A 14,009-nucleotide genomic window follows, 5' to 3' on the forward strand; every position below is an offset into this window, starting at 1 on the left:
GAATTGGTACGGTCACCGTAATTCGTTAAATTCCTATTCAGCTTCATGACATCGCCTGTCGACCGGCTGTCCAAGCTTTTGGAGGTTTGCTGATCAGTTCACGCTTCATACAGTGAACGGACTACAGTAACCGAATGGAGTAGCCGCTCAAGACTACTCCATCCGACTGCCCGATTAGTCTCTGCGCACCATCAACCGACATCGCCGTACAGATTTCGCAGAAACCAGTTCAGTTACCGTGCAAGCTGAATACCGAACAGCTTACGATGTAGCATTCTCCAACCGCTTGTCTCGGCGGACTTGCCCGCCCCAGGCATCTGAGAAGCCACCCCAGTTCTCTGACAGCTCTTCAAGAGCCGAGGTGTATTCCGGACGGTCGATCTTGTAGACCTTGCACATCAAGCCGCGTATCGCGGGCATACCCTGCTCAGGATCGGCGAACTCCTTACTATCGCTAGCAAGCAGGCCGTCCTGGGACTGGAACGCTCCCGAGAAGTTCGGCGCATAAGGCGCCTGCTCCGGGAACCACCACCGGTAAGGTACGCGGGCCACTTTCGGATGCGCGTCGTCGCTGAACCTGACGACGCCAGTAATTTTGCCGTGCGGCGTTTCAACGGCGACATAGTCGCCATCGGACAGACCGAGGTCGTAACCGGCGTCTGGATGAAGCTCCACTGCCGGCTCTGGCATCAGTCTGCGCAACGATGCAATCTGGCGCCCCTGAGACTGGAAGAACGGGTCGTCCTTTTTACCGACGAAATAAGTCAGCGGATATTCCTTCGCCAGCTCCGGATTGCTGACGTAGGTGCTGTTTTGTTCGACCCAGCGGGGCAGTGGATCATAGCCAAACTCTTCCATGATGGTCGAATAGAGCTCGAACTTGCCCGTGGGCGTCGCAAACCCGGTGTTTTCATACTTTTTGTACTCAGTCTCGGGAGCGTTGACGCCTCCGGCAGCCATGAACTCATCGAAGTTCATTCCGGTCTTCTCTAGCCGCCAATCGAAATACTCACGCTGGGTCTCCCACGGCCAGTGATTCCCCTGCCCCATGCGAACCGCGAGTTCTCGCCAGAAATGGAACTCGTCACGGCATTCGCCCGGAGGCTCGAGAGCCTTCTCGCCTCCGATAACAATCGGGTGCCAATCCCAGTGATTGTGAATACCCAACTTCTCGGCCCAGTTCGCGGCAGGAAGCACGTAGTCCGCCAACTGAGCCGTCGGGCACATGAAGATGTCCATCGCCACGATGAGATCGAGGTTCATGAGACCTTCAAAAGCGTGCTTGGGATCAGTGTAACCGGTGAGAGGGTCGGACCCGACAGTGATGAGGCTCTTGATCGGGTAGGGAATCCCTTCGGCCATGGCTGTCCAGATTTCGGCTGGCCGAGACATCGCACCAGCGTGGATCTGACTCGTCCACCTTCTTCCGAAGACCTTCTCAGAGGAATCGTTGAGCTTGTCCCAGAGTTCGTAGCTGTGCACTTTCGCAAAGTCGACGCCGACCTGCTTGGCCATCTGCGCAGAAGAGAGAGCACTGGTCATCGCGATCTCATCTTCAGTTACGATCGTCGGATGATAGCCCATCATCAACTCTCCGCCCTCCACGTCGATGTAACCGCAGATGGCACGGAGAATCATGAAACAACGCAACGAGTGTGTGCTGTTGGCTGTCTGATCGGTGCTGGATGACCACGGCATGATCGATGGGCCCATGGTGGCATACATACGCGCACTGTCCCTGATCTGGTCCACAGGAGCCCATGTGATCTCCGAAACGCGCTCCGGCGTGTATTCCTGAACGCGCTCCTTCAGCTCCTTGAAGCCGTGTGTCCACTTAGCGACGAACTCCTTGTCGTAGAGTTCCTCGTTGATGATTACGTTCAGCCACGCCAGGGCGAGCGCTGAGTCCGTACCAGGACGAATCCTCAGGTGCATATCGGCGCGCTTTGCACTGAAGCAGTTGCGCGGGTCGATGACGATGAGCTTCGCCCCACGCTTAACAGCATCACGCACCCAAAGATATTCCGCTGTCCACTTGTTCGGCTGAGGATCATGCCCCCACAACACGATACACTTGGTGTGCCAGAAATCGGGGAAGGGCATTAACCCGGCCGTGACCTTGGCGACGTCGGCCGTGTTACCCAGGCAAAGATAGCCAGCTTGGATCCAGTTCGGCGAGCCGAGGAGATTGGAGAAGCGGCGCGCCAACTCGAGCGGCACGGTTTCACCGGATGTGTGAACAACAGCTTCCGGGCCGTAATCCTTAACAATCTTCTTCAGCCGTTCCGCAATGCCATCCAGTGCTTCTTCCCACGAGACCCGCTCCCATTTGCCCTCGCCCCGCTTGCCTACGCTTTTCATCGGATAGAGCAGGCGGTCTTTATGATAGACCGTGTCCGCGAAAGCCGCACCCTTGTTGCAGAGGCTGTGCGGAGTGATCGGATGGTTGGGATCGCGGTGAACCTTAATGAGCCGGTTGTCCTCCACGTCAGTGAGAACGTTGCAGAACATGTCGCAGGCTCGGCAAACAACTTTCTTGGTTTCCATGGTATTTTCCTCCCAGTTTGCGAGTTAATTCACGGGTTGTGCATGCGAGTTGTGTTTCAGTAATCGTGTCTCGATAATTGTGTTTCTGTAGATGCCAGTCCTCAGTCGGTTATCTCGCGTCGGCCGACCAACAAGAATGCCCAGATCACGCACATCAACTCGCGCTCCCTGGTTTGGAACTGAAAAACTTGTCGAACTTGTTCGGCAATCCGCGAAACTCCTCAGCGTCCGGCGGCGGGTATTTGGCTTTACGGATTTTGGGCCAAAGCTGCGAATATTGAATGTTCATGCCGGCCCAACGCTGCCCTTCCGGATAACTGTCAGGGACAATGGCATCGACGGGGCAATGCGGCTCACACAGGCCACAGTCGATGCATTCCTCCGGGTGGATGACAAGCATCCGCTCACCTTCGTAAAAGCATTCCGCCGGGCACACATCAACACAATCCATAAACTTGCAGCGGATGCAGCTCTCGGTCACTACGAAAGTCATGACCTCCCCCGCTTTCTTATCAAGATAGAAACAAGCGCGCGTTGGCGCTTCGACAGAGCCTCGCCTCCGGTTCTTTGAATCATCGAGCCCCGTCCTTCCAACTGGCGTCGTATCGTTCGCGCAGAACCACCGTTTGGGAATTTGTCGCGACGATGGATCGAGGCGACAAGCTTTCCGTTCCAAGAATAGCGGGCATTTTCGCAGTTGAAGCTAATAGTCATTCTGACAATATCTCCTAACCCGCGAATGCGCGTTCGAGGACATACTCCGCCGGCTTGTTAGCCGAACCCTCGGCGAATCCTCGACGCTCCAGAAGCGTGCGGCATTCGCCAATCATCGCCAGACTGCCACACAGCATCACCCGGTCTGTGACTGGATCCAACTCTTTGTCGGATCCCTCTGCGAGTATTCCGCGTTCGATCATGTGGGTTATGCGAGCGCGCTGAGGAAAACCGTCACGAGTGACGGTCGGAAGATAGCTAAACTGTGCGAGCGCCTGCTCGCCCACCAGACAATCGTCCGCGAATAAACCGGCCAGCGTTTCCCGATAAGCAAGATCACTGACATATCTGACGCAATGAACGAGGATGATCTCCTCGAATTTTTCGTAGGTATCGGGATCGCGAGCAACACTAAGAAACGGCGCCAGTCCTGTGCCGGTCGCCAAGAGAAAGAGACGCTGTCCTGGTCGCAAGGCGTCCGCGATCAGTGTGCCGGCCGGCTTCGAACTGAGCAGGATGAGATCGTCGGGCTCGATGCCTTGAAGGCGCGAGGTAAACGCTCCACCGGGGACCTTGATCGACAAGAACTCAAGCTCATCAGCGTAGAAGGGGCTGACGATCGAATAGGCGCGCAGCAGCGGCCGACCCGGGGCAGGCAAACCAATCATCACGAATTCGCCTGAGCGAAAACGGAAGCCCGGCGGCCTGGAAATAGCAAAGCTGAAAAGCGCGGAACTCCAGTGATGCACGCGCAGCACCCGCTCGCCGTAAAAGCCCACAGGCACATGGTCGGCGGGAGATGCGCCAAGCACCGCCATATTCTGATAGTCCGCGTCCATGTTCAGGTTTGCTCCTCCAAGACTATCGTTCTTCATGGTGAAAGAACCGTCATGGATCAGCCGGCGTCAGCACCGGCCCGCCGACAGGCCGGCTACAAGCGCACAGATTGTTCGTTTGCAGCGCATCAAGAACACGTAGGGTGTCATGCGGCGCCCGTCCGACGCTCAGGCTCGTCGCGTAGACATGCTGAATAACGTTTTCTGGATCGATGATATACGTATAACGATGCGCGACGCCTTCAGAAGACCGGATGCCGAGGCTGCTGGCGAGCAGGCCGCCGTTATCCGCAAACTGCCAGATCCGGAGCTTCCGAAGACTTTTATGCTCCCGTCGCCATGCCAGCTTTACGAACTCGTTATCTGTCGAACCTCCGAGCACGATCGCGCCGCGCTTCGCGAAATCATTCGAGAGTTGAGCGAACTCAGCGATCTCAGTTGGACACACGAAGGTGAAATCCTTCGGATAGAAAAAGAGGATCTTCCACTTCGACGGGAAGCTCTTTTCCGTCAGAACTTCAAAGGCGCTTTCGTCATTTTCTTGAGGATTTTCGAAGCCCGGCTTGACGCCTACAACCTTAAACTCCGGCACTTTTTCGTCAATTCCAAACATTTTCGCTCCCGTTTTACGTTATTTGCTTGGTCAAAGAGCTTCTTTAAAGTCTCCTTCGAATTGTTCCAGCAAACGTATCACCGGCTCTCCAAAGCAGATATACTACTGAGGTAATAGCTATCGTGGGCGGCGCAGCATTTCCGGGGCGCGGCGGAACTGCTTCACGAGCTGGCGGATCGCCAGCTTTCGCTTGCCGGGATCTCATGTGCCATGACGCTTTTCGAGGCCCTGCTTAACCATGACCTCCTCCGCGTGCCGACCTCCTGAAAAACTACATTTATGTCGTATAATGCGATAGAATGCTGACACGAACTATGACGCCGAATTGCTGGGTTGTAGGGCTGGGCTCTCGGCCATCGGGCGTGGCAAGGGATGATGAATGGCGGGGCGAGGACCGATACGCCGTGGTTTTTCAACTGCGATCGACGCCGTGACGGCGGTGCACGAATTCGCCGAAGCTATCGCTCAACCGGACATCGGCCTAGTCGTCTTTTTTTGCTCGTTCAACTTTGACTTGTTCACTTTAGAGCCTGAGCTAAGGCGGGCGTTCGGCGACTTGCATGTCATCGGCTGCACCACCGCTGGCGAGATCGCCCCGATCGGGTACGTCGAAGGCTCGATCACCGGATTTAGCATCGCCTCTTCCCACTGCCGCGCCGCGACGGTCGTGATGCAAAACCTGACACAGATTCAAATGTCCGATGGCCATGCGGCGACGCAAAAACTAGTGGCCGCGATGGGCGAGCAGGGCTGCGCGCTCGACCCGAGAGATACCTTCGCCATGCTTCTGATCGACGGCTTGTCTCGCAATGAAGAGGTTGTGCTCTCCTCGATTCATATCTTAACTGAGATCGTCCCGCTTTGCGGCGGTTCCGCCGCGGACAATTTATGCCTCACAGGCGCTTTCGTCTATTTCGATGGTGCGTTCCATCGCGATGCCGCACTACTAACTGTGGTCAAGATCAGGGCACCCTTCCGGATTATGAAGTGCCAGAATTTTCTGGAATCGAACGTGCGGATGGTCGTGACCAAGGCCGACCCGGTGAAGCGCAAGATCTTCGAACTGAATGCCGAGCCCGCCGCTCGCGAATACGCGAGAATTCTGAATCTCTCGGAACAAATGCTGACGGCCGCAATATTTTCCGAATTTCCCCTTATGGTGAAAGTTGGCGCAGACTTCCATGTGCGTTCGATCCAGTCGGTGCATTTCGACGGCAGCATGACCTTCTTCTGCGCGATCGACGAAGGTGTCGTTCTGAGGCTCGCGCACTGCGAGGCTATCGTACCTAATCTCACCACGTTCTTTCAGTCTGTGAGCGAAAGCCTGGGGCCACCGGAGCTGGTGATCGGCTTCGATTGCATTTACCGGAGCCTGGTACTTCAAGAAACACAGACAAGGCACCTTGCGAGCGAGATTTTCGCTGCCAACAATGTCATTGGTTTCAGCACCTATGGCGAACAATTCGCGGGAATGCATCTCAACCAAACGTTTACCGCTGTCGCGATCGGGACACCCTATGACGTCGATTAAAATGGGCGATAACAGGCAAGCGGCGCAACCGCCGGCTCCACAGAGCGGTAGCGTCGAAGTCGATGTCAACACACTTCACGCAGAACTCGCCAAGCTCCAGAAAATTAACACTGTCTTGATGGACCGCGTCGAAAACGAGGTGAGTGCGCAAGCCCCCAACGGCTTCACCCTGTTCCAGGCAACGATCACGCTCGGAAACAGAGTCGCAGAGCGCACTGCTGAATTGACGCATCTGACGCATCAGCTTTTCCAGCAGATTGCGGAACGTTGCGCCGCGGAGAAGGCGTTGTCGTTCGCCAAGGCCGAGGCTGAGAAAGCCAATTTGAGCAAGACTAGATTTTTGGCCGCGGCGAGCCACGACCTGCATCAGCCACTGAACGTTGCTCGGCTGTTTCTAGGCACGCTGACTGAGCAGGCAGAGGAACATACCAAGGATGTCGTCGACGGCATTCGGGCAGCACTCGACACGGTCGACGAATTGCTGCGGGCGCTCCTTGATATTTCCCGGCTCGACGCTGGCGTTTGGCCTGTCGAAATCTCGAGCTTCCGGATCACACCCTTGCTCGACCGGCTGCGCCAGGATTATCAGCCTCAAGCCGAAGCCTTGGGTCTGCATTTGCGGGTTGCACCGAGTAGCGCCGTGATAATGAGCGACCACATCCTGCTCGAGCGCGTATTGCGCAATTTCGTCAGCAACGCCTTACGCTATACCGCAAGGGGTTCAATTCTGATCGGCTGCCGCCGACGAGGCGGCAAAATCGCAATTCAGGTCTTGGATACCGGAATTGGAATAGCCGAAGATCACTTTGAGCTGATCTTCGAGGAATTCAAGCAAATTGACATCTCCGCACATGAGCAGGAGCCAGGCCTCGGATTAGGCCTCGCGATCACGCAGCGTATTGCGCGCCTGATCGATGCAAAAATCGAGGTCGCGTCGACACTCGGCCGCGGTTCGGTCTTCAGCGTGTTGGTCGAGACGACCGATGCGCCCGTGGCGGTGCGAAAGAAAAAGTACCCGATCAAGCCGATAGAGTTGGCAGGGCGCTGCATCGTCGTGATCGATAACGACACTCAGGTGCGCAACGCTCTCGTGTCCCTGCTCCGGTCGTGGAAATGCATCGCCATCGCCGCGCCTTCAGCGGCTGAGGCCATCGCGCAACTCGGTGCTGCAGGGGAAATACCACAGATTGTTATCGCCGATTACCATCTCGATGGCAACAATCTCGGAACCGATGCGGTCACCGCACTCCGTGCGGCTTTCGGGGACGGACTGCAGGCGCTGATTATTTCGAGCGATTCCCGCGATGAGTTGCCGCGCGAGCTGAAACGGCTCAGTTTTGATTTTCTCGCCAAGCCTACAATGCCAATGAAGCTGCGCGCCTCGCTGGCTTCCCTCGCGGCGAAGCAAGCTCAGTTGGAATAATCCAAAAGCTACGCCCGTCCGCGCTGGAGCGCAACAATGGCTTGCGTGCGCGTTGTGACGCCAAGCTTACGAAAGATCGTCGTGATATGCACTTTCACTGTCAAATCACTGATCGCGAGTTCGCGCGCGATTTCCTTGTTCGCCTTGCCCGCCGCCAGAAGCCCAAGCACAGCGAGTTGGCGCGGTGTGAGCGGACTGACATCGCTTCCCGCACTGCCCCTCTGGGGAAAGTTGATTTCAGTGTCGCCGGGAACGTAAACACCGCCATCTAGGACGAATTGCAGCGCAAAGGACAAGGCGTCCATGGGCGAAGACTTCGGGATGTAGCCGGAGGCGCCGCAATTGATCGCTTGCGTGACGGTGGCGTCGTCGTCGAGGCACGAAATGACGACGACAGGCGTGGTCGGCGCAATGTTGCGGATCGCAACCAACTCCGGCAGACCGGTCATTCCTGGCATACAAAGATCAAGCAGGATGAGGTCGGGTTGTTCGACATTCAACCGGTCAAACAACTGCGCGCGATCTGCAGCCTCGAAACACGTTAGCTCGGACGGTGGAACCAAAGAACGCATCACGTCTTTAAGGACCAGCCGGAATGCTGGATGGTCATCCGCAATCAAAATTTTCGACATTTCGTTTACGCTCCCTGCTTCTTATTTGTTGCGCGGCGGCAGACTTACCGAGGCCGCTTCGGCGGCCGTTTTGAGTCTAGCGCCGGCGGCTCTCACGTCGTTAGCGCGGCTCACAATGACCACTCAGCTGCGGGGGAATGCCCCCGCGTATTGACAATAAATGGTAGCTCCGTTGAGTCTAGGATTACGTACAAACTCTTTCGCACAATTTGAAGAAGGCTGGCGCTCCGATTCAGCTCTTGTGGGTCTCGACAGACAAACCGAGGATCAGGAAAAGGAAACCGCTTTGCGAGAATACACCGACCGGGACCGCTCAACAACGTGATGCAGATCAGTGACGGGTGGATCGAGGGTCATCCGGACCGCGTCTGGGCGGGGTGACACGCAAGGCGCCGGCCCGACTTCCAAACACTAACAAGTCGTCCGTGAAGAACTCTGTCCTCAGGCTGGAACGGTCTGAGGCGCGGCAGTTAGAGCCGAGAGGATTTGGCGCAACAAAAGCCTGAGCCAGCGGATGAGGCGTCGGAAGTTGTAGCCAGCGGCGGCGAGGACGGCGTTGGCGGCATCGCCGCGACGGAACCAGAGATAATTGCGGCCCATGCGGTGCTCGGCTTTGAGATGGCCGATGACGGGCTCGACAGCGGCCCTGCGACGCAATTCGCGTTTGATGCTGGGTGTCACTCCTCGCTTCTGGCCGGAGATGAAGACCCTGAACCTGTAATCGGGCGGCGCGTTGTGGCCGCGATATCCCTTGTCGGCGAGGAGGCGCGCGATGGTGTTGCCGATCAGCGCCTCCATGTCCGGGATCACGGTGGCCAGCGTGTGACCGTCATAGGGATTGCCGGGCAGCGCCTTCACATGAGTGACGAACTGGCCGCCTTTGGCGTGGCCGATCGTGGTGGCGACGGAGACTTTGACGCCGAACTCGTAAGGCTTGTGAGCCTTACCCTTGCCGATGCACTCGACCTCCGGCGCGTGCAGGGAATAGACCTTCGGCCCCCGTTGACGCTGCTGCTGCTCGCGTACGCGCCGCGCCAGCAACAGCAATTTGGCGAACGCCGCTTCGAGCCCACCATTGCCCTCGATCTTGCGGCCGATGTCGCGGATCACGCGGCCCAGATAGGTTCGCAGCGTCTTGAGCGCCCGGTTGGCGCGCTTGAACTGCTTGGCGTGGGCATGGCGCTGGTGCTTGATCAGGGCGAACTTGCCTACCCGCGCATAGGACTGCCGCAAAGCCACCCCATGGCGCTGCGCCAGCCGCACCAGCTTCTCGCGCGCCCGGTTCAGAAGCTTTGCATCGGTGGGAAACGTCACGTTCTTGGGCTGAACCGTGGTGTCGACGATCACCCGCGACAGCTCCGACGGCTTGATTGCCTTGGTCCTGACGGCAACCGACAGGCTCTCCTGGATCAGTGCCGCCAGCCGTTCCTCACCCATGCGGTTGCGCCAGCGCGTCAGCGACGAGCGATCGAACACCAGCCGGTGCTGGAAGAACTCCTCGCCGCAGAAATGTTGGTAATAGGGGTTCTCGACCCACCGCTCGCACAGAACTTCGTCGGACAGGTCGTAGGTGTGCTTGAGGATCGCCAGCCCCGCCATCAGGCGCGTCGGCAGCGGCGGCCGGCCGGGGTCGTCGTCGTAAACCTCGCCGAACCGCTGTTCCAGAAAGCCCCAGTCCACGGTGCGCGATAGCGTCACCAGCGGATGCCTCATGTCGATGATCTGATCGAGCCGGGAGCGGAAAAGATCCTGCTCCCCCGTCTCGCGACGCTCTGGTGGCCGCATCGAATTCCCCGCCAATGCCGGTTCTTGGGCGAGTGAATCACAAATCAAGTTTGCAAGGAATCCCGCTCCAAAGCCCCGCTTTCCGGCAAATGCCGTTACCGCAAAATGCCGTTTCCTGATTCCAAATCAACGACTTGGGAATTCTTCACAGACGACTAACAATCGTTTTCGCAACAGACGGATGAAGGGAGCGTTGATAAACACGGGTGCGATCTCCTGCAAAACCGGATGCGACATGATTACGCCTCGGCAAGACGGGGCATGAGTTCAACGAAATTGCAGGGCCGGTGCCGGCTATCGAGCTGAGTGAGCAGAATGCCGTCCCAGCCGTCCTTGACGGCACCTGGAGAACCGGGAAGCGCGAACAGATAGGTGCCTCTCGCCATGCCCGCGCAGGCGCGTGACTGCATCATCGATGTTCCCACCGTTTGGTAGCTGAGATAGCGGAATAACTCGCCGAAACCCGAAATTTCCTTGTCCCACACCCGGGCGAAAGCCTCCGGCGTCACGTCGCGACCGGTCAGCCCAGTTCCTCCCGTTGAGATCACGCAGTCGATCCTGGAATCGTCGATCCACTGGCGAAGTTGTTGCGCGATCACGTCGGCTTCGTCCTTGACGATCGCACGATCTCCAAGTTGATGACCGGCGTTTATCAGGCGCTCGACTAGAAGGTCGCCCGATACATCCTCGGCACGGCTCCTGCTGTCCGAGATCGTCAAGACGGCGATACGGATCGGTTTGAATTGACGCGCCGGATCTATCGGCATTTCTGGGACCTCATCTTTCTTCATAGAAAGCTGTAGGGAAGGTAGGACAGGACATCGCCTATCTCGACATCACGGGTGTTTTCATGGACCTCGACAAGTCCGTCGGACCAGGTCAGTGAACTCAGCATCCCCGAACTCATGGACGGATAAATCTCGGCTTGCATCGTGCCGGCCGGACCGGCGCTGACGCGCGCGCGCAGGAATTCCCGCCGACCCGGCCGATGGAAATGATGAAACGTGGAAACGACCGGAAAGCGCGGCAAGGAAAGATCGGTCGCGCCCATGAGACGAAGGATCAGCGGGCGGCCGATCAGCCAGAAAGTGACCATCGCCGAAACCGGATTTCCCGGAAGGCCAAGATATGGAACGCCTGCAACATCGCCCATTGCGACAGGCCGGCCGGGCTTAATCGCCAGTTTCCAGAAATTCAGCGAACCGATGTCTTGTACGGCGGGACGCACATGATCTTCCTCTCCCGCCGATACACCTCCCGATGTGATGACCAGATCGTTTTCGCTCGCGGCTTCGGACAACACATCCCTGATGAGCGATCTCTGATCGGCAACGAGACCGTGATCGGAGACCTCCGCGCCGAGTGATCGCAAAACAGCGCCAATTGTGTGGCGGTTGGAGTCGTAGATGCAGCCCGGCGGCAGCGGCCGGCCGGGAGGACGCAGCTCGTCACCCGTGGCAATGACCGCGACACGAATCTGTCGGTGTACCAGAAGCGCCGGTCGCCCCACGGCGGCTGCGATTCCGATGTCTTGCGGCCGCAGTCTGGTTCCGCGCGTCAACACCGTAGTTCCCTGACTCACGTCCTCGCCGGCCAACCGCCGGTTCGCACCGGCCTTCAGCGTGGTCGGTAGTGCGATCACGCCATCTTCAGAGAAACAGTCCTCTTGGATCGCAACCGTGTCGGCGCCCTCAGGGATAACGCCTCCGGTGAATATGCGTACGACAGTGCGTGGCGGTAACGTGCCCTGAAATGGATGGCCAGCCGCGGCGCGACCCGACATCGGCAAGCGCCCGTCGGGCGGCAGGTCGGACCGTCGGAACGCATAGCCGTCCATAGCGGAACTGTCATGACCAGGCACCGGCCGAGAAGCGATGACGTCTTCTGCCAGAACCCGGAAAAGAGCTTGCGAGAGATCGACATATTCGACCCCACAAACAGGGGGATGCCGGGCGATGTGCGCGACCGCGTCCTCAATGCTGGTCACGCCGCCGGCAACCGGCTTTTTCCCACTCACGTCATACGCCTCGCTCGATTACTGCCAGAATTTCCGAACACGCTTCAACGGCGAGAGCGGAACTCACCCTCCTTCATCGCGTATTCGCGCTATCAGTATCACGCAGGCACGCGCCAAGAATAATCGTCCCTTTTTATGGGGCGATCCGTTTATCTGATAGATCTTCACGGCAGATGGAGCAGCTTGAATAGGCAGCGTATATGGACGATGCGCAGCAGCATAATGTCTTTTTATAACAAATGATTTATGTCCAATATTCGAACATTAAATTGTCCCTGCGAACCGGATAGCGCTTAAGTTTGTAGTCTGTAGCCATTTGCGCGATGTGCGCGCGATCGTGGGTGCAGATGACTGCCTCAGGACAACACTTCGATTGGAGCATCGGAGCTAGCCATGACGTTCGTCGTAGCCGAGGCCTATATACGGTGCAAATACACGGACTGTGTGTCGTCTGTCCGGTGAACTAACGAACCTTTCCTTGAATAGTATCGAAAAGTTGAACCTTGAATCTGACCCGTCAATTCTTCCGACAACCGCATCAAGTTTATGGTCGGCAAGTCTTGACAGCAGACTATTTTTGGTGCCGTCGCAGAGCGCGAAGCTTGCACCGGGGTGCATGTGGGAAACGCTCTTGACGAGTCGGCAAACCGGCGGACTGGCAAGCGTTCCAGGAGACGGCACCCTGCGGCCGTCGGAACGACCCGTGATGTACGACGCTCGAGCAGCTTGACCTGATACTCGGCTACCAACTTGGCAACCCTGGCAGATAAGGCCAGCTGGGACACCGATGTGCGTTGAGAACTTCGTGAAGCTTTCCGTTTCCGCGACCGCGATAAAGTGACGGATATGTCTAAGTTCCATTAAGGCCGATCTTCTGTTTCCCCTGCCCCACACCAACGTGCTTGGGCCGCCTCTTGAGATTTTGCCTCCAGGTGCGACCCGGCGCTCTTGCTTTGCGTACCACATGTCCGAAAACACTTTTCCGGCCGTGGCCGCGCGCCTTAGGGGCTGACCCGAAATTAAGCTGAGTGATTTCAGTCATTTGGGATTTAGTCGTGGTTGCGAGCTACGACGGAGGCGCAAATTGGTTTGGACTGAAATCACTCGGGCGAAATATTGTCGAGATGGGCTGAGATACGCAAGCGATACGACAGACGAGGAATGGGCGATGATAGCTGCCTACATGCCCGACAAGAACCGGCGCGGGCGGCCGCGTGTGACGGAGATGCGGGCGTTGGTAAATTCAATTTTTTTCATCGCTCAGGGCGGTTGCCAGTCGCGGTTGCTGCCAACGGAGTTTCCGCCCTACACGACGGTGCAGCGGTATTTCTACCGGTGGCGCGACGATGGCACTTGGCAGAAGATCAACCACCACCTTGTCATGATGGCGCACGAGGCCGACGGCCGGGAGGCAAGTCCCAGCGCAGGAGTGATCGACAGCCAGTCGGTTAAAACCACCGAGGCTGGTGGTCCGCGCGGGTTCGATGCCGGCAAGAAGATCAAAGGGCGCAAACGGCACCTTCTTACTGACACCGCTGGGTTTCTGATCGCAGGCATCGTGCATGAAGCCGGCATACAAGACCGCGACGGTGCCCCTGTGCTTCTCCAGTTGATCCGAAATGCGTTCCCCTGGCTACGTCATGCCTTCGCCGACGGTGGCTATGCTTGTCCGAAATTCAAAAAGGCGATTGCCTCAATCGGCCGCTGGACCATCGAGATCGTCAAGCGATCCGATGCCGCCAAAGGCTTCAATTGTTGCCACGCCGCTGGGCCGTCGAACGAACCATCGCATGGCTCAACCGCAATCGTTGTCTTGCAAAAGACTTCGAGGCACCGATTGCGAGCGCCGAAGCGTGGCTTATGATCACCAGCGTCAAGTTGCTCTCGCGAAGACTTGCCAGAGCATGATCA

12 protein-coding genes are annotated in these 14,009 nt (G+C 57.4%); 3 read left to right on the forward strand and 9 right to left on the reverse strand.

The window, feature by feature from the left end:
- Positions 1 to 261: 261 nt before the first annotated feature.
- The 4 genes from FJV43_RS01765 to FJV43_RS01780 form a co-directional block, all read right to left on the reverse strand.
- The gene (locus FJV43_RS01765; protein ID WP_239624181.1) at positions 262 to 2,547 is read right to left on the reverse strand and encodes a molybdopterin-dependent oxidoreductase; all 2,286 of its coding nucleotides are present in this window, start codon (positions 2,545 to 2,547) and stop codon (positions 262 to 264) included.
- Positions 2,548 to 2,701: 154 nt separating this feature from the next.
- Positions 2,702 to 3,040, reverse strand: coding sequence for a ferredoxin FdxA (gene fdxA, locus FJV43_RS01770; RefSeq protein WP_239624183.1), 339 nt, complete (start codon positions 3,038 to 3,040; stop codon positions 2,702 to 2,704).
- 235 nt (positions 3,041 to 3,275) lie between these two features.
- Complete coding sequence (locus FJV43_RS01775) at positions 3,276 to 4,079, reverse strand: ferredoxin--NADP reductase (protein ID WP_345946213.1); 804 nt, start codon at positions 4,077 to 4,079, stop codon at positions 3,276 to 3,278.
- Positions 4,080 to 4,149: 70 nt separating this feature from the next.
- On the reverse strand, positions 4,150 to 4,710 hold the full coding sequence (locus FJV43_RS01780) for a peroxiredoxin (protein ID WP_239624186.1): 561 nt from the start codon (positions 4,708 to 4,710) through the stop codon (positions 4,150 to 4,152).
- Between the two features lie 379 nt (positions 4,711 to 5,089).
- On the opposite strand from FJV43_RS01780, the gene FJV43_RS01785 reads away from it, so the two are divergent.
- Positions 5,090 to 6,241, forward strand: coding sequence for an FIST N-terminal domain-containing protein (locus FJV43_RS01785; RefSeq protein WP_239624187.1), 1,152 nt, complete (start codon positions 5,090 to 5,092; stop codon positions 6,239 to 6,241).
- Positions 6,228 to 7,664, forward strand: coding sequence for a hybrid sensor histidine kinase/response regulator (locus FJV43_RS01790; RefSeq protein WP_239624189.1), 1,437 nt, complete (start codon positions 6,228 to 6,230; stop codon positions 7,662 to 7,664). Before FJV43_RS01785 ends, FJV43_RS01790 begins: the two co-directional genes overlap by 14 nt.
- Before the next feature lie 8 nt (positions 7,665 to 7,672).
- Here the strand turns inward: FJV43_RS01790 and FJV43_RS01795 are convergent, their stop codons facing one another.
- The 5 genes from FJV43_RS01795 to FJV43_RS01815 form a co-directional block, all read right to left on the reverse strand.
- On the reverse strand, positions 7,673 to 8,296 hold the full coding sequence (locus FJV43_RS01795; protein WP_239624191.1) for a response regulator transcription factor: 624 nt from the start codon (positions 8,294 to 8,296) through the stop codon (positions 7,673 to 7,675).
- 441 nt (positions 8,297 to 8,737) lie between these two features.
- Complete coding sequence (locus FJV43_RS01800) at positions 8,738 to 10,081, reverse strand: IS5 family transposase (RefSeq protein ID WP_239620637.1); 1,344 nt, start codon at positions 10,079 to 10,081, stop codon at positions 8,738 to 8,740.
- A 239-nt stretch (positions 10,082 to 10,320) separates the two neighbouring features.
- Positions 10,321 to 10,848: a molybdenum cofactor biosynthesis protein B gene (gene moaB / locus FJV43_RS01805; RefSeq protein ID WP_239629808.1), complete on the reverse strand. Its 528-nt coding sequence runs from the start codon at positions 10,846 to 10,848 to the stop codon at positions 10,321 to 10,323.
- 20 nt (positions 10,849 to 10,868) lie between these two features.
- Positions 10,869 to 12,098: a gephyrin-like molybdotransferase Glp gene (glp, locus tag FJV43_RS01810; RefSeq protein ID WP_239624192.1), complete on the reverse strand. Its 1,230-nt coding sequence runs from the start codon at positions 12,096 to 12,098 to the stop codon at positions 10,869 to 10,871.
- 416 nt (positions 12,099 to 12,514) lie between these two features.
- On the reverse strand, positions 12,515 to 12,883 hold the full coding sequence (locus FJV43_RS01815) for a LysR family transcriptional regulator (protein WP_239624194.1): 369 nt from the start codon (positions 12,881 to 12,883) through the stop codon (positions 12,515 to 12,517).
- 299 nt (positions 12,884 to 13,182) lie between these two features.
- On the opposite strand from FJV43_RS01815, the gene FJV43_RS01820 reads away from it, so the two are divergent.
- Positions 13,183 to 14,006, forward strand: a protein-coding gene (locus FJV43_RS01820) for an IS5 family transposase (RefSeq protein ID WP_239624195.1) whose coding sequence is annotated in 2 segments (ribosomal slippage) — positions 13,183 to 13,849 and positions 13,849 to 14,006 — 825 coding nt in all. Because the reading frame shifts where the segments join, the coding sequence is not laid out codon by codon here.
- Positions 14,007 to 14,009: the final 3 nt, after the last annotated feature.

The sequence above is a fragment of the Bradyrhizobium sp. I71 genome (assembly GCF_022354745.1).
Taxonomy (GTDB): Bacteria; Pseudomonadota; Alphaproteobacteria; order Rhizobiales; family Xanthobacteraceae; genus Bradyrhizobium; species Bradyrhizobium liaoningense.